The following is a 21350-nucleotide window of genomic DNA, read 5'->3' as shown; positions in this document are numbered from 1 at the left end:
CAATCATGAGTCATCGCGAAGCTGTTTGAATTGCTGGTAACTTTTCCAGGCAATGCGTTGCAGGTCGGCACGGTCTTTTGGGGAAAACGTTTTCGTAATCGGCTTTCCATCGCGATCTTTATCACGTTCTTTGTTTTTGAAAAACCGAATATCGGTAATCGAATCCACGGGCAATCCTTCCGGGCTGCGATCAAACAGTGCCGCATACAAACAGCAGGCTGTCAAATAAGCCATCGTCTGATTCAAATGCGCATCGTTCACAAAACGCAATGTCAGATCAGGACGTTCTGTCTGACAATGCAATCCCGCCAGTGACATCGGAGCCGCCGACGCGTCAATCTTTTTTGCCAGTACAGCAATCGCTTTCGCCTTTTTCATGACCGCTTTAGAATCGGGAGCATTTTTCAAAGGCTGCGCGTTTTGAGTGTTCGGCGTCGTTTCATACAAAATGACGCGTGCGCCCTGTTTTTTCGCCAGCGCAGTAAACTTCGGAGCATACTGAGCATACAATGAATCTTTTCCATCCAAGTCGTCACGGTAAGACTGCAATATCACAACGTCCCATTTGGTGCGTTGAGATTCAAAATCCTTCAGCAGTTTTCGATGCCGTGCCAGTGCTCCCTTCGCATAGCGATTTTTGGAATCCTTCGCCGCTTCCTCCAGAGAAGCGACCGTCTGCTCCTGTTCCGCCCGCGTCAACGCATGTCGTTTCACATAGTTCTGCGAGCCCAGATTCCAGTGATCCACCAGCCGCCGTCCCCCGTAAATCACCGTCGTCGGATTGAACGTCAGTCCCGGATTACCGGCCTCTGCCATCTGCTTTACCACTTGGGCCAGCTTGTGTCTGGCTGTGTAACTGTTTCCAATAAACAGCACATTCAACGTCTCTTTCTGATCAGACTCTGCAGCGTTCATATCAGAGATACTGAAATTCATCATCAGTAACAGACATAACAACCGGACCATCGTTCGAGTGTGGTTTAACATCATTTCAGCGTTTTCTTTTCACAGGAGAAGGACAGGACATATCGACGCAAACGCGATCAGCTATCGGTGGATTTGGCATAAATCTTTACATCATCTACGACCGCATTACGTGGCACCGCCAGACGCAGTAATCGCTTGGTCGGATGCGCAATTCCGTCCGAAGAAAATGAACCGACTTTCTTTCCGTCAATCGAAACCGTCAGCGTATCACCGGAAACGCTCACCACTAAGTCATACCACTTTCCGGTTTCCAGCTTGTTCGGAAATCGTTTGGTTTTCGTCTTCAACTTTTCTTTCAGTGCGGCTGGCAGCTTGCCGGCTTTTCGCAACTCGCGCGTTTTTAACTCCATGTTGCCCGTTTTCAGGTCAGTCAACTCCACGCGTTTTGTACTGATTTTCGCAACGAACAAATGCCCCGCATGCACTGGCTTATATTTCAAATCAGCAAAGTTCAGCCCCAGACTGTCCCTGGGATCTTCCAGCATGAACCGCAGGGCTATCGCGCCATCTTTGAACTCAGCCGGGTGAGTCACGGAAACCGCATGGTCTGCGACTTTGTGAATGTAAATATACATCGCCCCGTTCTTGAGATCGACCTGCTTATTCCCTTTCGCACGACTCCGACTGTTCGATCCCCAGCCCTTCCCGATTTCGTCTTTGGTTTCCTGAGACTCATTCCGCTCAAAATCATCTTCAAAAATCAACGTACCTCGGTCATCAGCATAAACGGACGCAGACAGACAGACGATCAATGACCAGACGGAAATGAGTAATCGTTTCACAGGTTGTTACCTCTTCAATAAAATAAGCGCTGACAGAATTTACAGAATCCAGGACGCTTTCTTTTCCAACGTCCCGATCTTCCATTCTACTAAGATTCGCTACCAATGCTTTAGCATTTACTGGAAAGCGATTCCATTAATTGTACTTTTCTCTCAAATCCCTGTCGCTGTTCCAGTGCCTGTTTTATCACTGTCACTGCTCATTTTCGACTTGACGTCATCCCGCGATTGGAAAAGATGGTCCCTTACATGCGTCGCACGCGAGAACGCGACTGGTTCAGCTGTTGTTCCAGAATCTCTGAAAGAATCAGCACCATAAAACCCGCTCGTTTCAGCTCGATTTCCTAATACCCTGCTCATCCGCTCCTCAATTATCAAACGATATCGCAACGCATCAGCCCGATTTCCAACCCTTTCACTTTGACTTAGTTGCATCTCAGCACTCCTTCACAAGAGATAAGTTCCGACTTTCCATTGACACTCCCAAGCCGCTGTAGAAATTCTTCTCGTTGTGCCATTGATCAATTTTTCGGAGTGTGGTTCTCAGGATAGTAGCCTTACCCAGGTCGGTATTAACCGCGGCTAACGCCGTGCGGCTGATCTTGTTTTGAGGTAATGTGCCAGCCGGAATGACTTATTAGCCGAAGGGTATTCGCCCCGCTTCAGCCACATTTGCATGGATCATTCGAATTAAGAAACACGACCTGACCGCCGGTAAAAGCCAATGTAAACCAGCGTCCTCAAATTCTACCCGATGCAACTCCCTCTACCACAGATAAACATCCAGCACCAGTAGAAACAAAATAGCAGATCCATCATTAACCCCAGACATCATTGATTGGATGGTTTCAGACCAGTTCGCGCTCTGACAGGTCAATTCTCGCTGATTTCACTACTGAAAACACGATTTCCGTAAGACTTCCAATGCTTCTGAAGATATGGCATACGAATTGCATTCTCAATTGAACTGATTCCAGAGCATTCAGGTACCCCCTGGATGATCACCTGAAAACGGAAAGGGAAACCTCATGTCGCTACACGTCAACAACATCAGTCCGCCGCTCACTAGAAAGCGATTCAAACCCGCAATCGGTGATTCCTATCACCCGGAGCGAAGCGATCGAATGGCGAGGTTTGAACAGCTCACCCACTTTCTGGACGACGCCTTCAGAGTTCCCGGCACCAATCTGCGAATTGGCTGGGATACCCTGATCGGAATCGTCCCCGGCTTGGGAGACATGATCTCGGCCACCCTCTCCGGCTACTTGATCTATGAAGCAAAACAACTCGGCGCATCACGATGGGTCTTAGCGCGTATGGTTGGAAACGTGGCACTCGATTCTCTGATCGGCGCGATTCCTCTGCTCGGAGACGTCTTTGATGCGTTCTTTAAATCAAACCGCCGCAACTCCCGGCTGCTGAAAAAGCACTTGAATAAACGAAACACAGGCTGATATGATTTGCCCTTTCTTTGAGGTGAATGTTTCCATCAGTGACTTTCGAAATAAGGGCAAACAGTGAATTTTCAGATCTCGGAAGTGCATGACGAGCCGATTGAAGCAGCCGTGAGCGCGATTCTCTCAGAAAATTCAGCAGCGACGGGCTTTCCGTACTCACCACTTCCCGTGAAGCTGAAAATCGAGGAAGACGGAACGATCATCGCCGGGCTGGTCGGTTTTACCTGCTGGGAATGGCTCTATATCGAGACCCTGGCCGTCGATCGCAACTTTCGCAAGCAGGGTCTGGGACGTCAGCTCATGCGGGAAGCAGAGCGCATTGCACGAGAACGGAACTGCCACTCTTCCTGGGTCGATACATTCAGTTTTCAAGCCCCCGATTTTTACACCAGCCTGGGTTACACCCCCTTCGGCACACTCCCGAATTTCCCCACCAACCAGCAAAGAATCTTCCTGCAAAAAAAGCTAACGTGAGCGGGTCGGCGCTAGCCGCCGGTAAAAAACAAATAACATCACTGATCTCCCAAACCGCTATTCAGCCGTTCCAATTCCAACACTATAATCCCCACATCAATTCTATTCGGATACCAAAACAGGAGTGCGCCCCCAATGGACGAATTCATGCAGGCAGCGATCGAAGAAGCCGAACAGGGTCTGGCAGAAGGCGGCGTGCCCATCGGTTCGGTGCTGGTCTACGAAGGCAAAATCATCGGCCGCGGCCATAACCAGCGACAGCAGAAACACAGCGCCATTCTGCACGGTGAGATGTCGGCCCTGGAAAACGCGGGCCGTCAGCCGGCCCGCGTCTATCGCCAGAGTGTGATCTACACCACGCTCTCCCCCTGCCCGATGTGCAGCGGTGCAATACGCCTGTATCAGATCCCCCGCGTCATCATCGGCGAAAACCAGACCTTTCTGGGCGACGAAGATCTCCTCAAATCCGCCGGCATCGAACTCGAAGTCCTGCAAAACCAACGCTGCATCCAGCTTATGCAAGACTTCATCAACGCCAACCCTGAAATGTGGAACGAAGATATTGGTGAGTGATCGATTTGCGTAGTCGCTCGCAGACTCAAATGCACTTTCCGTCACCGAGAGGAACCTCATGCAATGTCATTTTGGGATGGCTTCTTTATAGTCATTATGTCAATCGCCTCAATTGGTGTCCTCATCGTCCTCCCCTTCTATCTTGTGGCATGTGGGGGGATCATGAATTATGGCCTGATCCCGCTGCAGCGATGTTTCGAAGGCGTCACACTCCGCACGTCGCCGCAAAAAGGAGATGTCTCCCTCACTTACCACACCTATCGCGGCGTTTTGGCCTGGGTGACTCAAGAAGAATTCGCAGGCTACACCACTCCCCAGGAAGCCAGAACTCTGCTGAAGCGGTTGATGAAATTTAACCTGACCTGGGGTTTGTTGAGCTACGGCCTGATTTTTATCCCCCTCCTTGCCATCGGAAACTATCTGGCGCAGATACGATCGGTTCGAATACAATCTGAATCAGGCGAGACGAAAGCCCTCAAGCCACCAGCCTGGCACTAACTAACATCAAAAGTAGCGACTGTCTTAAAAATTCAGGAATTTCTCACGTTTGCCTCCCATTGTTTTCCTTCTTTGACCATGGTGTTGAGAATGATGAGCGGGTCGAAGTCGGCCACCGTTAGATTTGCCAGAGTCAGAATGATCTACCAATAAAGAAGCAATATCCAAAACTGCTGCCGCACTCTTTCCACAGATCAATTTCACTCTGTAAGCAGTCGGCAAGATTTTGGGCAGCTGCATTTGCTGAATGCATCAACCGGAACTCGTCAACATGCTCCTGTAGTGGATCGTAGTAATTCTGCCAATCCTCTAAGGGAAGAATGAAATGGCCAACAGGATCATAACCTAGCTCGGACATCGTATTGATATTCTGCTCCACCATTGTCATCATAGGATATTCTGCCTCCCAGAACTCTTTTGCTTTGCTGGGAGGAGCCGACGTCAGCCATACGACTTCCGAGACTACAATGTATCCGCCAGACCGTAATAGTGGTTTCCAGAGTTGTAGACCTCGTTTGAAACCGACGTTGTAAATTGCAGCTTCGGACCAGATCACATCAAACGAGCCGTTTGGAAAAGGTGGAATTCCCATATCCGCTTGAACGGTCTTTATCCGATCTGCCAATCCCTCTCGGACTGCAATAGCCGCCAGTTCATCGAGAAATGGCTGGTGAATTTCCACTGCAATCACACTACAGTCGAGACTTCTAGCCAATGGTATCGTTGCAACGCCGGAACCGCATCCAAACTCAGCAATCTGAGGATTAGCCGGCAACTCTTTCAGCAACGACAAAGCTTTCAATGTCGAGGTTTCGCTGCCTGGTCCCTTACGCTTGACCCCCTCAAAGAACGAAAACATCATCTCCAGCGGAAATTCGGTCTCTTCCTCCAACACTCTGCTCCTTTCGTTATCTTACCACTATAACAGACGGCCAGACCTGAATAGCCCAGCTCGCTTTTTCATCGATAAAGAAGCAGACGTTACCTTGAATGCAGACACCACCATACTTATTTCGCCCGGACCAGCACGCGTAACCGCTTCACTTCGTATTGCAACGCGTTCGACGAAAACGTCCAGTCGCGGGTGCGGCCGGTGCTGTTGCCGATGCCGAGGTCGGCTCCGGGGCCGCTTTTCCACTGGTTGATCGCGAACAGCGTCTGCTTCGCTTCATAGTTATGCACCTGCATACAGCCGTAACCGTCGGCGGGTGGGCCGGGCTCGTCGCCGAAGTCCCACAGCGTCGCGCTGGCGTTAGGGATGTTCTTCGAATTTGCGGGACCGTAATTGCTCGACCAGAATTCGATGTTGCCCCCGATCAGTCCCGTGCCCGTTGCGATGCCGGCGACATTGGAGACGACATTCAGATTGCCCACCTTTGTTTGAAACACGGCTTTGCTGCCGAACGTGGGTACGCCGATCTTCGTGAGATCGTCAGTAAAGGCGTCCATCGAAACATACACGAACTGGGTTTCCTCACCGATTTTCTGTAGTTCTAGAAAGTAAGCGATCCGGTCGAAGGGTGACAAAACGCCCTTGCTCAGATCGACACTGTAATTGACCTCTTTACCCAGATTTTTCAGATCGAGATCATAGATCAGCTTATAATCTTTGGATTCTTCAACCTTGAGCGACATCCAGTCGCGATCAGGAACCTTGCCCGCGCGGAAGGGAGTCGCCGGCAGGCCTTCTTTATTGGCCAGATTCGGTTCGGCCAGTTTGTGCCAGCCAAACCGCATCGCTGCCGCCTGTTTAACTTTGGGTGAAGAGAGAACTACCGAGTTCCCTTCAATCACTGCGGTCGCAGGGACGAAGTCGGTCTCTTCCCCGATGATTTCGAACCAGTTGAGTGGCTTTCCATCGCGAGAGACCAGTCCACTGCCCACATGATCGAAGGTCACACGCAGCTTGGCGCCCTCTTTCTTCAGCGATTTAAAAACCGGTCCTGAATAAACCAGATCCTCTTTTCCGTATGTCTTGGCCAGTGCGATCAACGCCAGGCGGGCACCGACATCCTGCTTGTTTTTGGGATGAATATCCTTCAGGTTGCCGATATCGTGAATGACGACCTGCCCCGTGTTCGGAATCTCCAGCGACTTGTTTTGGGCTTCCCAGAAGACCGGCAGAATGCTCGGGGATTCGCTGCCATACTGATAGGGAGCAATTTGCACATACAGAAACGGAAATTCGCCCTGATTCCAGACGTCACGCCATCCACCGATGAGTGCTTTCATTTTGTCATAATACAGCATGCCCTCACGGTGGTTCGATTCACCCTGGTACCAGATCGCCCCGCGCATCGCATACGGAACCAGAGGATGAATCATGCCGTTATACAATGTGGTCGGCGAGCCGTGGCTTGTCAGCGGCTGGATCGCTGTCGGGTATGCGGGAGGCGGCGTTAATGGTGTTTCCGCATTCAATCCCGCTTTCGCTTTCGCGGCCCATGCTTCCAAACTGTCGAGATACGAACTCAGCGTTTTTTTGTAAGCGGCGTTCGCTGGATTGGTCAGTTCAACCTGTTTGAAGATGGCCTCTAATGCCGGTTCCTGCTCAAAACCACAAGGGGGCGTCCAGGGTTCAATACGTGTGCCGCCCCAGGATGAATTGATCAGGCCGACGGGAACATCAAGATCTTTGTGTAATTTGCGACCGAAAAAGTAGCCCGCCGCAGTAAAATTGCCCACAGTCTCAGGCGAACAGGCGGCCCACTCGGCGGTCACATCATCCTGCGGAAAGCCGCTGGGACGTTTCGGGATTTTGATATGACGAATCTTGGGATATTTCGCAGCCGCCTGTTCCTTTTCGAAGTTATTGCTGCGGGCAACCGTCCACTCCATGTTGGACTGTCCCGAACAGAGCCAGACTTCTCCCAGCAACACATCGGTCAGCGTGACCGTATTCTTCCCTTTTACGGTTAAAGAAACCGGATCGCCGACCTTCTGTGCGGGCAGTTTCACCATCCACTTTCCTGCTTCGTCGGCGACCGTCGAAACGCGGTCGCCGCCGAGTTCAACAGACACCTTTTCCCCGGGATCAGCCCAGCCCCAGACCGGAATGGGCATCTCCCGTTGCAGCACCATATGATCCCCAAAAATGTGAGGCAGTCGAACATCTGCCTGAATTCGGGTGGTCACACAGAATAGAACAAAACAGGTCACAGCGAGCAGTGAGACGTTTTTCAGTTTCATTATCTTTTCGATTCTTGTCAGAAATTCATGTTGGGATGTCAGCATACAAGTCAGATAGAATTATCTTAATCCTATGTAAAATGATTCACAAGTTTCGCTCGCAATACAAGGAAAAGTTCGCAGATCCCAAAACAGAATTTCTGATCAGACCAAAAGCATCATTCATTCTGCATTGTCGCGGCTTTACAGAGAACGACCTGATAGCCGGCATAAATAATCTGCCAGCCTCGTTCCAGTAACCAGGGAATCGCAAATTCTCCCTTACCCCGAAATGCACCTTTTGACCAGGGAGAATCATCATAAGCGATAATCGACTGATCATGCAGTTTCGGATAGGCGACCTTGAGTTCCGTCAGGCAATCCTGAGCATGAGTGGGAATCTCAGTATCGACACTATCCTGATAGAGTACATCAATGCTTTGATCCGGCAACGACTTCAGGAAATCAGACGAATGGGCATGATGAATTTCGACGACCTCTTTGAAAATCCGGGTCCATGCGCGGGCAAACTGACAATTTCCTCCATTTAAATCGACGGATGCTATTTTACCTCCATACCGAGAACAGAAAGCACCAAACAGGTAAGTCGAAAAACCGGCTCCCGCCCAATCCTCTTCAGCCCGGATGGTGCCTGTCTCTACGATATTGGGTGCGGAAAAACGTTTCTTAATTTCCCGGAACAAAACATCAAAGCCTCGATGCCGGTCAGCAAACGTAGATACACCACCCGCAACACCGCGTTCAAATTCATCAACAAACTGCTGGAGTTGAACGTCGGCAGCGATCTTCTCTTCGGACAGGTAGCGCGGTGCACTCAGCATTCGCACGCACATCTCGGCCAGTTGTGCGGCATCGTATTCGTCTCCCGTTGTTTGTTCTACGATATTATAGGGAATCCGTAAGTGCCTTGTGCGATTTTTGGCCCGCGATCGCAGCACCATATTCAATGTTTTATTGCGAGGTAATGTAAAGTGTGAGGGGAAATTATGCGTCCAGACTCCGACAGTGGGGATATCGGTATAACGCGTTAAATGTAACGGACCACTATCGACGCCGACAAATAAATCCGACATCGTCATCAGGATCAGCAATTCTTCCAGATTCAAAAGGTGCAGATCATCGCGCAAATGCCGAATTCGATAATTGTTCAAACGCGGAACACGATTGTCCCAGTCGAGTAGAATGATTGTTCCATCCGTGCGATCCAGCAACTGCTGATAAAGTTCTGTGGTGACGTCGGGAGAAAGATTCTTATACCCCGGCGACGTATTCCCCATGGTATGCAAAAGAATAAGGGGCTTCGGCAAATCTTCGATCAACGAAGCAACATGGTCCCGCGACTCATCAGAAAGATAAGGAGTAATGTCTAATTTCGTTGCACAATACTCATCCCATAATTCTTCAGTCTTACCAATGGCAGGCATCGGGCCACGCCCCAGATTGAACCCGGCCTTGTTGATGGACCAGGGATGAAGTTCACGGGTGGAGGGAGCATGATCCCAGCCATGATGTAACGAATTTTTCTCTGGTGTCGTGATGACTTCAACGCCCGTGGGTTGATACAGAATCTGCTTATCGGGAGTACAATAGATACGCGGCTTGTGCCCCCGTTTCGTATACAGTGGCAAGGAGTGTGCAAAATAGGTACTGTCGCCTAGACCATGATGAAACGTAATCGGATTCGATGATTTTGTCATAGAATGACTCTTTCTGCTGGAGATACGGTTAACAATCCGATCTGTAAACAGATCGACAAAAGTAGAAACGGAATCAGGCCCACTGGTAGTTTGGAATTCTGGTTTAAAGTCCGGCTCAGCAATGCGGGTGAACGGCGTGGCTTCAACGCCAAATTCTCTGAGCGTCAATGCGCGCGAATCGGTAGCAAGATGACACACTTGCGCTCCCAGAGAGAGTGCTGGAATACTCGCATGCAGGCGGCAGGAGACGAGCTTGTCAACTTTGCCATAAAAATTGAGCAGATCTTTGTGATTGTAGATGCAGACAACGTTTTCCAATTCAGGACAGCGACTGCGAATCCATTGATATTCGCGCAGTGCATGCGCGAGGACATACGTTGGCTTGTCTTGTGAAAGCTGTGACTGAAGTTTTTTGACTGCGGGCAACAAAGGCGCCCATTCACCGATGTGCAAATCGGCCACGGTAATACAGTGATAATTTTTGGGCTGCGGTTCGACCTGATGATAGGCCTGCGCCCACCAGCTTGAGCATGGCAGTAAATGCGCGTTTTCTCCCGATTGCTTTAATAGTTCATACGCAACCTGATCGCGGGCGATTTTCAAATCGACGTCCTGTTCATACTCGAGAATTGCCTTTGTTTTTCTCAGTTTCAGAATCTCTGAAGCCATCTCGGAAGCAGGCTTTGAAAACACCCCTGAAACAAAAGTAGATGCCCTTTCTGCAGCAGAACGATGTGACGCTTCGGTAAACGATGCGCCTGCCCACAAATCTGCAATGAGAATATTTTCTTTACGGATTGACTTGAGAACATCCCAGACATCCCAATCCCAGTACTCCGTTTCCTCTGTCACGTTAAAACGCGGGTTCCCGCAAAACACAACGACATCGGCGGCTTCACGAACATAGCGCCAGATGGCCTCATCGTGACGCAGCATATTCACATTAAAGAACACTGCCTCTGGATCAGCTTTAGAAATCAAATGTTTGATGCCATCGGTAATCAGGTTTGACCCAGGATTCGTATGAGCGTCCTGGCTCACGGGAGTCAGTAGAAAGTACTTGTGCATGGATTTTCGTCTCTTTCAAAAATGGGAATCATAAGAAGGCAGCCTGCCTTCAGAACATTCGAATGATGCAGCACCGCATTCAAATCAATCGATGGTTCGAAACGACATCGACTCATTCTGCAATCATTCAGGGAACAGGAGCGCGGAATGATAAAATTTATAACCGCGTGCCTTAAGACCAGGTCCACTAAAATTGTGGAGGCCGCGACGTCGAAAACGGCGCATATGTTTATTGTCCAGACGCGAAACCCAGAGTCGCGTTTTAGCAACAAGACCTGCACGATTCTTATGGATTCAAAATCCCTGCACAGCGTGAACTACTCATCGAACGCCCACCAGCGGGCTGAAGAAAGATTGTCTTTCCTCTTGATTGAGAGCCTCCCAATCGTACATTTCCCCCATTGCTCGAATCGGAGCAAATCACCCGATGATGTTTTTCTGTGTTGGGAATTCTTTCCGGCTGCCAGCCTGCACCCGCAAGCGTCTGAATCCGGCACTTGATGAATCTTGTGTATCAATAGTTGATATTGACTAATCCTACCTGTAATTAGATATGGAAAAAGCGATGAGTACGGAACCGAAAAAAGATGTGTGGCAGATTAAAAACCCTCAGCATGTGCGTGTCTCTGTCTATGGCGCCACCGAGGGACTTTCAAAATGGAATGGCGACTACGACCTCACGCTCACACAGCAAAACAGACAGAGCTGTGTCTGGAGCACGAACTTACCCACTCGAAATCATTTGAAACAGGCAGTATTGACCGCCACCAGAACAAAGGACAATCGATTTGAGATCTGGTTTCAACTAAAAGGCACGATTCAGGGACCGGAATGGACGGCTTTCGAAATCACAAATTTAACCAGCACGAAAATCCTGGCTTTGAATCCAGATCTTCCGCCTGACAAAACGATTGCCCAAGGCTGGCCTCTGAATATTCAAGTCACTTTTCCACAAACTGAGGCCAAACAGAGGTCATTTTATATTGCTCCTGAATTAAGCGCTGCTGGTATGTCGATGCTGGCCGGTCTGGGCAGTTCCGGCTCCTCGGGATGCTCTGGTTCCTCAGGAGACTGTTCTTCCCCCTCTCCATCACCGTCGAGCTCTGCTTCACCATCAAGTTCTGCTTCGCCATCGAGTTCTTCTTCACCCTCGAGCTCTTCTTCGTCGTCGAGTTCTTCTTCACCATCGAGCTCTTCTTCACCGTCGAGTTCTTCTTCACCGTCGAGCTCTTCTTCACCGTCGAGCTCTTCTTCACCGTCGAGCTCTTCTTCACCGTCGAGTTCTTCTTCGCCGTCGAGCTCTTCTTCACCGTCGAGCTCTTCTTCACCGTCGAGCTCTTCTTCACCGTCGAGTTCTTCTTCGCCGTCGAGTTCTTCTTCGCCGTCGAGCTCTTCTTCACCGTCGAGTTCTTCTTCGCCGTCAAGCTCTTCTTCACCGTCGAGCTCAAACTCCTCATCCAGCTCTTATTCCTCTTCCAGTTCTCCCCTGGTCTCTTCCAGTTCGTCCTCTCCCACTCCCTCTTCGTCCTCCAGCAGCAGTTCGTCTTCCAGTCCGACCTGCAATTGCCCCGAAGATAATGAACAGGATTCCGGATGTTATGCGTCACGGAGTTTGATGACGACGTCCTATTGGGAAAGGAAAGACGGAACGGCCTGGAACTGGACTTCGAAATCAGGCGGAACTATCTGGGAAGTCGTTCCAACTGCTACAACATTGCTCAGTCCCCCTACAGGATCTACACGCAATTCGAATACTATTAAAACAAAATGTCTTTATACCGATTTCAATCTGCAATTCTACTTCTGCTGTCCTAACATGCGAAGCAAATGGAAGGACTGCAGTAATGCTTTATTAGGACCAGAAAACTGGGGGAACAGTGGAGTCAAAATTTTCAGCCTCAATGGCTATGAAGTGCAGATTCTGGACAGCCACGGCGCAACTGACATGGGAGGTGGTATTACAGACCTCAACAATTGTCATATGGGTGGGACTAAGCCTGTCAATACCTACGAAATTTGTGGCGCACTCTACAAATACCGCGCGCCTGACTCGAACCCGGTCCAGGCTGCATCGAATGAGGACGGAGAATATTTTGTTCCCGGCGGTGCCTGGAATCATATGGAGATCGGTTTCATGGCGGCACGCTATAATTGGGAAGAGGTAACGGAAAATGAAATAAGTGAATGGAAATGGGTCAAGAAAAAATGTGCCACAATCACTGTTAAAATCACTGGCGCAGGAGCAACACAAACCGTCCAACATCGTATTGGACTAAACCCCAGGAATGTACCAAACAATCCAGCAGCCAGCTACAATGAAACGGCGGACCTTGTTTGCGATACCGTGTACGACACTGAAGAGGACCAAAAAGGCTGGTGCAAAGCCCGAGGGCCCATCTTTCTACAGGAACATGACACGAAAGTGCAATTCAAAGGCATCACGATTGATCCGACTTGGTTACCCAGATCAGGAGGGACTTTTGTCGATACCTGGCAACGGGAATCTGGCTGCCTGACTCGGAGCTAGATCTGACTGAACCAAGAGTTCGACAAACCTCAAACCCAAACCTGAAGCCATGAAGCGATGGCTTCAGGTTTTCGCCTTTTTGGCAGGGAGCGAACCGATTTTCTGTTTCGTTTGCTTCCCCAACCACCTATACTGTACAGAAGGGTAAGGTATTTCAGTAATGCTAATCTATTATGGGCTCTGGTTGAGGTTGAAACGATGCATTTTTCGATTCCTTTTTTGTTGATCTGTCTGCTCAGTCTGGCTGGCTGCAGTGAGAGTCAATTGCCGCAACAGTCCGCTTCGCTTTCAACAGAGGAAAATGAAAACCGTGGATTTTCGTCTGTGCCTGCTGACTACGGCAAGAGGAAACCGGATGAGTCAGACCTGAATTATCTTCTCAGAAAAGGCGTTTATCCCATTCCACCTGAAAAGGGGGGTGGCTACCGATTCGATGACACATTTGAAACCTGTCCAGAAGAGGACTTGCCCTTACTTTCCCAAGTGGAGGGGCTGAGATCGTTCTGGATAGGAAATGGCCCTTTCAGTCCGGCTGGCTGGAAACAAATTGGTCAGATTTCTGGCCTGGAAACGTTGAGGGCACGAAGCAGTTATATCACAGACGAACATATCATTGGCCTGAAAGGGCTGACTCATCTCAAAGATCTTCAGATCTTCAGAATCTGGGACAGAAAAAGTCAGATCTCAGACAAGGGACTCGAAGTCCTTGCCGAACTTCCGGGACTACGCCGGCTGGTACTTCACAGCAGCGAGCTCAATCCGCGCGCCTGCGAGTTGATTGGCAACTGCACTCAACTCCGTGTGCTGGAACTGCGCGGGCCCCTGACAAATGAATGCTTGAAGCCATTGGGAAAACTGAAAAATCTAAAATACCTGATGCTTGAGGGAACATTCTCCGATACAGGCCTGAAGCACCTGGCAGAATTAAACCAGCTGGAACGACTGGTAATCCACAGTGACCAGATGACGGGGTCCGGTTTAAGTCATTTTACAAACTTTTCTGAATTACGTGAATTGGGATTTTCTGGAAGCTCGGAAGCGAGCGCGACATTGAAATATTTGAACCAGTTACCTGCTCTAGCCATACTAAATCTCGCCTCACCGACAGTCAACGACGCACTTCTCATGACCCTGCCCAACTTGCCAGGTTTGGAAGCACTCTCCTTACGAGGTTCCTCAATCACCGATACGGGACTCGAAGCCTTGGTCCAAGTAAAGAATTTGACAGAACTTGATCTGAAGTTTACGAATATCTCAAATGCAGGCCTGACACGTTTAGAGCCACTCCAGCAACTGCGTTTACTACTTTTGGGAAATCCCGCTCATTCGGATTTCATTACCGGGAACGGACTGGCCCCCCTGACAAAACTGCCCCATTTAGAAATGCTTGATATGGGTCACATTAATTCTGAAAAACTCGACTTGCAGCCTCTGGCGCAGATCAAATCTTTGCGTGAAGTCGATCTGACGTTCGGAAGTCCTGATGTCTCAAAACGCTGGCAGGACGTTCTCGTTCAACGTCCCAATTTGAAAAAAGTTGAGGAAATGTTTCCAGTCTCCCGTCGAGTAGGCGAATTTGGAGTTCATATGAAGGAAATCCCCTGAGATTCCTCCCCCCTGCTTCATCTTTCGAATTTCGCAGACCAGGGAATCGCGCAACCTGACATAGGGTTGATTTGAGCACACGTCTGTAGCAGGTTAAAAAGAGATCGCTCTTTTCTCGCTGAAGTCCCTTTCTAAGATACAGTCCTCGTATCGAATTTCATCCATCGTTTGAGTTTCGTGCAAACCAGATCGAACAGAGCATTGAGACCTGATTTTGTTGCGCTGTCAGCGAGCGTGATGGATCTACTCAGAGTCGCAAGCAACCTGATTTCGCTATCCGCATGCATGAACCGAACCTGTTTCTCCGCTCATAGTTCCAACAGCCAACTCTATCACAGGGAATGATCATGAAACCACGCAAATTGATTTTCAAAAATTCATTAAGCCCCGGCGATATTGTGATGCTCACCGCGGCTGTCCGTGATCTGCATCTGGCCTGTCCCGGTCAGTTTCTCACGGATGTGCGCACTCCGGTGAGCCAGCTATGGGAGAACAATCCCTATCTGACCCCGCTCAAAGAGAATGACCCCGACGTTGAAATCATCCAGACTCATTACCCCTTAATCAATCAATCAAATACAACACCTCATCATTTCGTCCATGGTTTTGCACAGTTTCTGGAACAGAAATTGAAACTGAAAATACCGGTCACCCGATTTTATGGAGATATCCATCTTTCTGAGCAGGAAAAGAACTGGACATCACAGGTTGCAGAAACAGGTTTCAAAGGCAATTTCTGGATCATGATGGCGGGGGGTAAATATGATTTCACCGCCAAATGGTGGAACCCTCGATTTTACCAGGATGTTGTTGATCACTTTGCCGGCCAGATTCTGTTCGTTCAATGTGGCGAAAAAAAACATTTCCACCCTCCATTAAAAGGAGTTTTGAATCTGATCGGCAAAACCGACACGCGTCAGTTCATCAGACTCATGCATCACGCCGATGGAGTCGTCTGCCCGGTCACCTTCGCCATGCATCTGGCAGCAGCCGTAGAAACCAAGCCGAACAAACCTCAAAACCGCGCCGCAGTCGTTTTAGCAGGTGGCAGAGAACCGGCGCAATGGGAAGCTTATCCCCATCATCAATTTATCAGTACCAATGGTGCCCTTCCCTGTTGTGAAAGCGGCGGCTGCTGGAAATCCCGCTGCCAACCGGTGGGAGACAATGACAGCAAAGACCAGGATCTGTGCGACTTACCGATCCAGGTAGATCAAAACCTGCAGATACCCAAGTGCATGAATATGATTACGCCTCAAGATGTGATTCGTCGCATTGAAATGTACTACGAGGGAGGCGCACTCAAATACAACAGCTCATCCTTAACACAAACGCGATCTCAGTCGGCACCGATCAGAACGAAACAGCTTGTCGGAGCAATCAACTAATCTCTGATGCCTCCGTCTTGATTGCTTCGCCGCTCTGGACTGAGGGGAACAAGGACAAAACAGTATTTATCCCATTTCTTTCGAACGATTTCAGTTACAGGAGGTCAGTAAATCAATGCAGAATGATAGTACGCGAAACATAAACAACTGGTCCGTCGGCATCACAACTGCGCCACGTAAACAAAATACGCTATCAATGACGCTCAACAGTCTGAAAGCTGCTGGCTGGGAGTCGCCTCGACTTTTTGCAGAACCAGGAACAGAGATTCCCCCTGAATATCAAACGCTTCCCCTCTCAGAGAGAGATGAAGTTCTGGGTGCTTTTCCGAACTGGTATCTGGCCTTAACAGAACTCGTACTTCGCACCCCCCGCGCAGAGGCGTTTATGATCTGCCAGGATGATGTCCTGTTTTCAAAAAACTTAAGAGATTATCTCGAACTCAATCTGTGGCCTGCAGACCAGGTAGGAGTCGTCTCAATTTATTGTCCCAGCCATTACCAGCAAACAACGAACTCAGGGTTTCTCCGTGAGGATCGAGGCTGGTCCAGCTGGGGCGCTTTAGCCTATGTGTTTTCCAACCCATCAGCCCGATCCATTTTAAGTGATCCGCTGGTACTAAATCACCGCGACTTTGGACCGGCAGAAGGATTACACAATATTGATTCCGTTGTCGGCTATTGGTGTGAACGCCATCAGCTACCTTATTACGTCCACTTCCCCAGTCTCGCCCAACATATAGGGGAATTCTCTACAATTTATCCTCGCGCCACAGCCAGCGGCAAACGAATGGCGCATCAATTTTTAGACCAGGTTTCCATTTCACCTGATAACACACATCCGAAAACGAAGCCAGCATAATAAAACGACACCATGAAATAAAAAGCCAGCGTGTGACAAACTCAATAGTGAACGGGAACACGCTCTGGCATCAAAGAGAAAGTAAGGATTTCAGTAGATGAAAATAGACTGTTCCCATCTGGAAATACAAATCGCATCCGCCCAGGAAAACAATACGCAAAACGACCAGTCTTCAGAAGTCGATCAGACGTTACAGACCATTGAACGATGGGCGCGTAAACTCAATCCGGACTGTATTTCCATTATCAAAACACAAACACTAAATGATCCGAATTTACAAGATCTGATCCACGCCTGCAGGCATTTCTGGAGCAAAACCGAACTACGAATCGTTATTGAAGCGGACCAACTCCCAGACGATACTTCACTTCCTGAGATGCTGGAAGAAACAAACTGCCTGCTGGAAATACGTGCTGACTTCGATGCTCCAGACATCGAAATAATCAAATATCACATCGAGCGTTGGCAACGGACCTGTTATTTCAACGTCGTCTATTCAGTTCCCCAAAGTAACTCCCGGGAAAAAAACGTTTTATTAGCAAATTCTCATCTTTTTTCACTGATCGAGAATGACCCGAATTCTGAAATCAGCCTGGATGATCATCTCATGCTCATCATCAGGAATGGCGAAATTTACTATTCAACTCGAACTGAAAACATCATTTCGGCAAATTGTCCCGATAGTAATTCTGACACACAGTTAAACAATGATCTGTTCAATCATAATAAAATCAAACTCGGGTTCTGTATTCCATCAATGTCAATGGGTGGGGTGACTCGAAGTCTGCTCACAATGATGAATGCACATTGCGAGCATAATCTACAATGGACGGGCATCGCCGTCCGAAATGCGTTTGCTTTTGACCCGGAAACCGCCAGGCTCATTTTAGAGCATTGTCCCATTTATTCATCAATGGATCATCCCGATTTTCAAGGTCTTGTCACCATCGTTGGTAATGCCAGTCAATGGATCGTTGATCAGTCAGACATCGTTAATTTATGGGGATACACGACTCCCGTCAAAGAGCTGAATCTTACAGACTGGAAAAAAAGACCGATGCTGGTCGTCGCTCATGGACAAAATGAGTGGACCAGAAAAAACATTCAAACCAGCCTCGATTATGCCGAAGAATCGATCCTGGTCAGCGTCTCGAAAGCGGGAATCCAGGCATTCCCCAAAGAGGTAAGAGAACAGGTCGAGGTTATCTATAACGGCGTCGATTCTACTCACTGCCAACCGTTATTGGGCCGTGATGAAATTCGAAGATCCTGGGGGATTAATCCAGAAACAATTGCCGTCGGCTATATCGGCAGATTCGCAAAAGAGAAAAATGTTTTCGCGGCTGCCTATGCTGTCTGCGAATCAGGAAACAACCATCATGCCGTTTATGTTGGAGAAGGCATTCATCAGGCTCATGTCATCAGCCGAGTGAAGGAGCTCTGTGGCGTCCACTGTTCTATTCTGCCACGTACTGAAGAGATCGGATCTGTCCTGGCCGGACTGGATTGTCTCATGTCAGCATCCCCCTCAGAAGGGGGCCCGCTCTCTGTTGCAGAAGCCTGGTTCGCTGGGTGCCCGGTCGTCTCGACGCCCGTCGGTTTTATACCAGAACTCGAAGAGAAATATGGACCACTTGTCAAACGTCTTCCACACGATCCCACACCAGCTCAATTAGCAGCCGGAGTCAAAAACGCGATCCAGAGAAGCCACATAAGACAACGAGCCCAGGAAGTGGCATTTAATGAATTTGATGCCGTACTGATGGTAAAAAAATACGAATCCCTGCTTGCCAAGAAACTGAAAGAATCACGTACAACCACGTTAATTTCTTAGCTCTCAAGCCAAATGCAAGCAGTGAGTGAACGTCTCACTTGCACATGGACTCCGACTTTACACTTTGGTTTTTTCGGCTGCAGCCGACATGCGATAGACGCGGGCGGTGCCGTCTGCGTGGGCGATTGCCAGGTGACGACCATCAGAAAACAGATCGAGGCCGCGGGCTGCCTTGGCGAGTTTCATGGTGTGGAAGAATTCGGCTTCGCCCGGCTTGCGGAACCACAATTCTCCTTTGCCGCTGCGGTCTGCACCGGCACCGATCAGGAAACCGTCTGGATGAAAGCGAACGCCCCAGGCGATGCCCTGAAACGTTTTTTCCGGTTTGAGCTGGGCAGTTTCTTTACCCGTTTTCCAGTCGAACAGCATGATGATCGGATCCTGCACGCCGGCGAACGAGTTCACCACTTTGGTAATGCCCGCACTCGCCAGTTCGCTGCCATCCGGGCTGAATTGCAGGTCGCGGGCGCCGCCCATATCAGCGGCGAATTTCTTATCGTAGCCAGTCATCACACTCGCATCGATGCTGCGCACTGCTTTGTCCGCTTTGAGATCCCAGACTTTCATCACGCCCATCAAATCTTGAGACACCAGATGTTGTCCGTCCGGATGAAAGTCCGCCGCATAAACGTGCCGCTCATGGCCTGAGAACGTATGCAATAGACTACCATCTTCGATCTTCCAGACCTTCACCAGCAGATCGTTGCCGCAGGTCACCAGTTTTGTCTGATCGGGAGAAACCCGCACCCAGCGCGCCGACCCTTTGTGAGCGGGAATGGTCATTGTCGGCTTCGGCTCAGCTTCGGTCATGTTCCAGACTTTGATATCACCGCCCCAGCAGGCAGAAAAAAGCGTATTCCCATCAGATGAGAAATCAAACGACCGCACCCAACTGGTATGCCCTTTTAAGGTCCGCTGCGCTTGTGTCGCGAGATCCCAAACCTGAATATCCAGATCTTGTGCACCGGCAACGAAATACCGGCCCGTGGGATCGACGCGGCAAGAGGTCAGCGGGAACGAATGCTTGAACTGCGCCACCTCGTGGGTTTTGGTCGGATCTATCGCATAATAAGCGGAGTCGGGCTTAGGAGCGATAAGCACTTCGGTTTTGTTTTTCTGTTTCGCGTTCATCCTAACAACTCCTTGATGGCATCGGCAGTCGGGTCGCCGATGGGAATCGATCGGCCGGCGATCTCGTGGTCGTTCGTGGAATCAATGCCGAGTGCCTGCAGGTAGGTATGGAACAGATGGCCGGCATCCACTTCGCGATCGGCGACCGCGGTCCCCTTCTCGTTGGTTTTTCCGATGATCGCGCCCGGCTGAATGCCACAGCCGCCTAATGCAATCGACCATGCCGTGCCCCAATGATCTCGTCCATAGCGGACATTGATTTTGGGAGTACGACCGAATTCCGAATAGACCATCACCAGCGTGCTTTCCAGCATGCCTCGTTCATGCAGATCGTCGATCAGCATCGCAAACGTTTTGTCGAATTCGCCTAGTTGCTCTAGATGAAAATTGAAATTCTCTGCATGGGAATCGTAGCCATGATGCGTGACTTTCACACAGGTCGCATTGTTTTCAAGCAGCGTGCGTGCCAACAGACAGTTCCGCCCGAAATCGTGTTTGCCATAGCGTTCGAGATCTTTTCCATCGGGCGTTTTCTCGAAAAATGTTTTCCGGGCCATCAGCTTGGCTGCCTGCTGAAACGACACATCAAACGATTCCGTCATCGATTTCGGACGCCCGCGGCCGAACTGTTTGTTGAACTGCTGCCTCAGCTGAATTCGGCGTGCCGCCGCCGTTTGATCCAGCCCTTTGGGCAAGCCTAAGTTTTTCGGTGGTTTGACGCCTTCAAATTTCAATTGCCCGTGTTGTGCGCCCAGAAACGCAGACGTGCTGTCATTGAGTCCGCGTGTCGAGATATGGATATAACCGGGCAATTCGCTGTTCTCTGGTGCCAGATATTTTGAGGCAATCGAACCGATATAGGGATACTCGCCGGCCCGTCGGCCCTTTTCCATAAACAGGCGACCCTGGCTATGATCATTCGTTTTCAAATTGATACTGCGCACGATCGAGAGCAGATGCATCCGTTGCGCCGTGTAAGGCAGGAGTTCGGAAATATGCATGCCCGGCACCGACGTCGGAATTGCCCGAAACGGTCCGCCGAACTCGGTTCCCGGTTTGGGGTCCCACGATTCCAGCTGGCTGACGCCCCCCTGCAGATACACCTGCAGGATGCGTTTATGCTGGCCTTGTACCTGTTCGGCAATGGCGGGTGCGCCAGACAATCCCAAACTGATCGCACCGCCGGCGGCCCCCGCTAAAAACTGCCGCCGGGCCACTTGATGATCCAGTGGATTGCATCCTTGATTTCGTCGCATTGTCAGTCCTTCTGCCTGTCAAGCA

Annotated in this window: 17 protein-coding genes; 10 read left to right on the top strand and 7 right to left on the bottom strand. The window is 49.7% G+C overall.

Annotation, left to right across the window (positions count from 1 at the left end; genetic code table 11):
• Positions 1–3: 3 nt before the first annotated feature.
• Positions 4–990: a hypothetical protein gene (locus tag Enr17x_RS10060; protein WP_145308305.1), complete on the bottom strand. Its 987-nt coding sequence runs from the start codon at positions 988–990 to the stop codon at positions 4–6.
• 53 nt (positions 991–1043) lie between these two features.
• Entirely contained in the window at positions 1044–1727 is a 684-nt protein-coding gene (locus Enr17x_RS10055) for a LamG domain-containing protein (protein ID WP_145313975.1), read from the bottom strand.
• Between the two features lie 1070 nt (positions 1728–2797).
• Here Enr17x_RS10055 and Enr17x_RS10050 point away from each other — a divergent pair.
• The 4 genes from Enr17x_RS10050 to Enr17x_RS10035 all read left to right on the top strand — a co-directional run bounded on the left by Enr17x_RS10050 (position 2798) and on the right by Enr17x_RS10035 (position 4771).
• Positions 2798–3223: a DUF4112 domain-containing protein gene (locus tag Enr17x_RS10050; RefSeq protein ID WP_145308303.1), complete on the top strand. Its 426-nt coding sequence runs from the start codon at positions 2798–2800 to the stop codon at positions 3221–3223.
• 63 nt (positions 3224–3286) lie between these two features.
• Positions 3287–3700, top strand: coding sequence for a GNAT family N-acetyltransferase (locus Enr17x_RS10045; protein ID WP_145308301.1), 414 nt, complete (start codon positions 3287–3289; stop codon positions 3698–3700).
• Between the two features lie 135 nt (positions 3701–3835).
• The gene (locus Enr17x_RS10040) at positions 3836–4273 is read left to right on the top strand and encodes a nucleoside deaminase (RefSeq protein ID WP_145308299.1); all 438 of its coding nucleotides are present in this window, start codon (positions 3836–3838) and stop codon (positions 4271–4273) included.
• A 63-nt stretch (positions 4274–4336) separates the two neighbouring features.
• Positions 4337–4771, top strand: a complete 435-nt coding sequence (locus Enr17x_RS10035; RefSeq protein ID WP_145308297.1) for a hypothetical protein — start codon at positions 4337–4339, stop codon at positions 4769–4771.
• 133 nt (positions 4772–4904) lie between these two features.
• Here Enr17x_RS10035 and Enr17x_RS10030 read toward each other — a convergent pair whose 3' ends face one another.
• The 3 genes from Enr17x_RS10030 to Enr17x_RS10020 all read right to left on the bottom strand — a co-directional run bounded on the left by Enr17x_RS10030 (position 4905) and on the right by Enr17x_RS10020 (position 10725).
• Complete coding sequence (locus Enr17x_RS10030) at positions 4905–5666, bottom strand: class I SAM-dependent methyltransferase (protein WP_145308295.1); 762 nt, start codon at positions 5664–5666, stop codon at positions 4905–4907.
• A gap of 113 nt (positions 5667–5779) precedes the next feature.
• Positions 5780–7960 carry a sialate O-acetylesterase gene (locus Enr17x_RS10025; protein ID WP_145308293.1) on the bottom strand — a complete coding sequence of 727 codons (2181 nt, stop codon included), beginning with the start codon at positions 7958–7960 and terminating at the stop codon, positions 5780–5782.
• A gap of 158 nt (positions 7961–8118) precedes the next feature.
• On the bottom strand, positions 8119–10725 hold the full coding sequence (locus tag Enr17x_RS10020) for a polysaccharide pyruvyl transferase family protein (RefSeq protein WP_145308291.1): 2607 nt from the start codon (positions 10723–10725) through the stop codon (positions 8119–8121).
• A gap of 1050 nt (positions 10726–11775) precedes the next feature.
• Here Enr17x_RS10020 and Enr17x_RS10015 point away from each other — a divergent pair.
• From Enr17x_RS10015 to Enr17x_RS09990, 6 genes are all read left to right on the top strand, one after another.
• A complete protein-coding gene (locus Enr17x_RS10015) occupies positions 11776–12303 on the top strand; it encodes a hypothetical protein (RefSeq protein ID WP_145308289.1) in 528 nt (175 codons plus the stop codon).
• A 37-nt stretch (positions 12304–12340) separates the two neighbouring features.
• Positions 12341–13252 carry a family 16 glycoside hydrolase gene (locus tag Enr17x_RS10010; protein WP_145308287.1) on the top strand — a complete coding sequence of 304 codons (912 nt, stop codon included), beginning with the start codon at positions 12341–12343 and terminating at the stop codon, positions 13250–13252.
• A gap of 198 nt (positions 13253–13450) precedes the next feature.
• Positions 13451–14857, top strand: a complete 1407-nt coding sequence (locus Enr17x_RS10005) for a leucine-rich repeat domain-containing protein (RefSeq protein ID WP_198001080.1) — start codon at positions 13451–13453, stop codon at positions 14855–14857.
• A gap of 347 nt (positions 14858–15204) precedes the next feature.
• A complete protein-coding gene (locus Enr17x_RS10000) occupies positions 15205–16245 on the top strand; it encodes a glycosyltransferase family 9 protein (protein WP_232101008.1) in 1041 nt (346 codons plus the stop codon).
• 115 nt (positions 16246–16360) lie between these two features.
• The gene (locus Enr17x_RS09995) at positions 16361–17104 is read left to right on the top strand and encodes a hypothetical protein (RefSeq protein ID WP_145308281.1); all 744 of its coding nucleotides are present in this window, start codon (positions 16361–16363) and stop codon (positions 17102–17104) included.
• A 97-nt stretch (positions 17105–17201) separates the two neighbouring features.
• Positions 17202–18938, top strand: coding sequence for a glycosyltransferase family 4 protein (locus tag Enr17x_RS09990; protein ID WP_145308279.1), 1737 nt, complete (start codon positions 17202–17204; stop codon positions 18936–18938).
• A 57-nt stretch (positions 18939–18995) separates the two neighbouring features.
• Here Enr17x_RS09990 and Enr17x_RS09985 read toward each other — a convergent pair whose 3' ends face one another.
• Together Enr17x_RS09985 and Enr17x_RS09980 are read right to left on the bottom strand one after the other, a co-directional pair.
• Complete coding sequence (locus Enr17x_RS09985) at positions 18996–20069, bottom strand: WD40 repeat domain-containing protein (RefSeq protein ID WP_145308277.1); 1074 nt, start codon at positions 20067–20069, stop codon at positions 18996–18998.
• Complete coding sequence (locus Enr17x_RS09980; protein WP_145308275.1) at positions 20066–21325, bottom strand: DUF1501 domain-containing protein; 1260 nt, start codon at positions 21323–21325, stop codon at positions 20066–20068. The genes Enr17x_RS09985 and Enr17x_RS09980 overlap by 4 nt, the downstream gene beginning before the upstream one ends.
• Positions 21326–21350 lie beyond the last annotated feature (25 nt).

Source organism: Gimesia fumaroli (assembly GCF_007754425.1).
In the GTDB taxonomy this organism is placed as follows: Bacteria; Planctomycetota; Planctomycetia; order Planctomycetales; family Planctomycetaceae; genus Gimesia; species Gimesia fumaroli.
The sequence above is the reverse complement of the archived record's forward strand: the minus strand, read 5'-3'. Positions and strand labels throughout refer to the sequence as shown.

Excerpts from the sequence above, each read along its gene's own strand:
- Enr17x_RS10010 (WP_145308287.1), top strand. The coding sequence starts at position 12,341 with ATGACGACGTCCTATTGGGAAAGGAAAGACGGAACGGCCTGGAACTGG.
- Enr17x_RS10050 (WP_145308303.1), top strand. The coding sequence starts at position 2,798 with ATGTCGCTACACGTCAACAACATCAGTCCGCCGCTCACTAGAAAGCGA.
- Enr17x_RS09985 (WP_145308277.1), bottom strand. The coding sequence starts at position 20,069 with ATGAACGCGAAACAGAAAAACAAAACCGAAGTGCTTATCGCTCCTAAG.
- Enr17x_RS09980 (WP_145308275.1), bottom strand. The coding sequence starts at position 21,325 with ATGCGACGAAATCAAGGATGCAATCCACTGGATCATCAAGTGGCCCGG.
- Enr17x_RS09990 (WP_145308279.1), top strand. The coding sequence starts at position 17,202 with ATGAAAATAGACTGTTCCCATCTGGAAATACAAATCGCATCCGCCCAG.
- Enr17x_RS10035 (WP_145308297.1), top strand. The coding sequence starts at position 4,337 with ATGTCATTTTGGGATGGCTTCTTTATAGTCATTATGTCAATCGCCTCA.
- Enr17x_RS10020 (WP_145308291.1), bottom strand. The coding sequence starts at position 10,725 with ATGCACAAGTACTTTCTACTGACTCCCGTGAGCCAGGACGCTCATACG.
- Enr17x_RS10025 (WP_145308293.1), bottom strand. The coding sequence starts at position 7,960 with ATGAAACTGAAAAACGTCTCACTGCTCGCTGTGACCTGTTTTGTTCTA.
- Enr17x_RS10040 (WP_145308299.1), top strand. The coding sequence starts at position 3,836 with ATGGACGAATTCATGCAGGCAGCGATCGAAGAAGCCGAACAGGGTCTG.
- Enr17x_RS09995 (WP_145308281.1), top strand. The coding sequence starts at position 16,361 with ATGCAGAATGATAGTACGCGAAACATAAACAACTGGTCCGTCGGCATC.
- Enr17x_RS10005 (WP_198001080.1), top strand. The coding sequence starts at position 13,451 with ATGCATTTTTCGATTCCTTTTTTGTTGATCTGTCTGCTCAGTCTGGCT.
- Enr17x_RS10000 (WP_232101008.1), top strand. The coding sequence starts at position 15,205 with ATGAAACCACGCAAATTGATTTTCAAAAATTCATTAAGCCCCGGCGAT.
- Enr17x_RS10060 (WP_145308305.1), bottom strand. The coding sequence starts at position 990 with ATGATGTTAAACCACACTCGAACGATGGTCCGGTTGTTATGTCTGTTA.
- Enr17x_RS10015 (WP_145308289.1), top strand. The coding sequence starts at position 11,776 with ATGCTCTGGTTCCTCAGGAGACTGTTCTTCCCCCTCTCCATCACCGTC.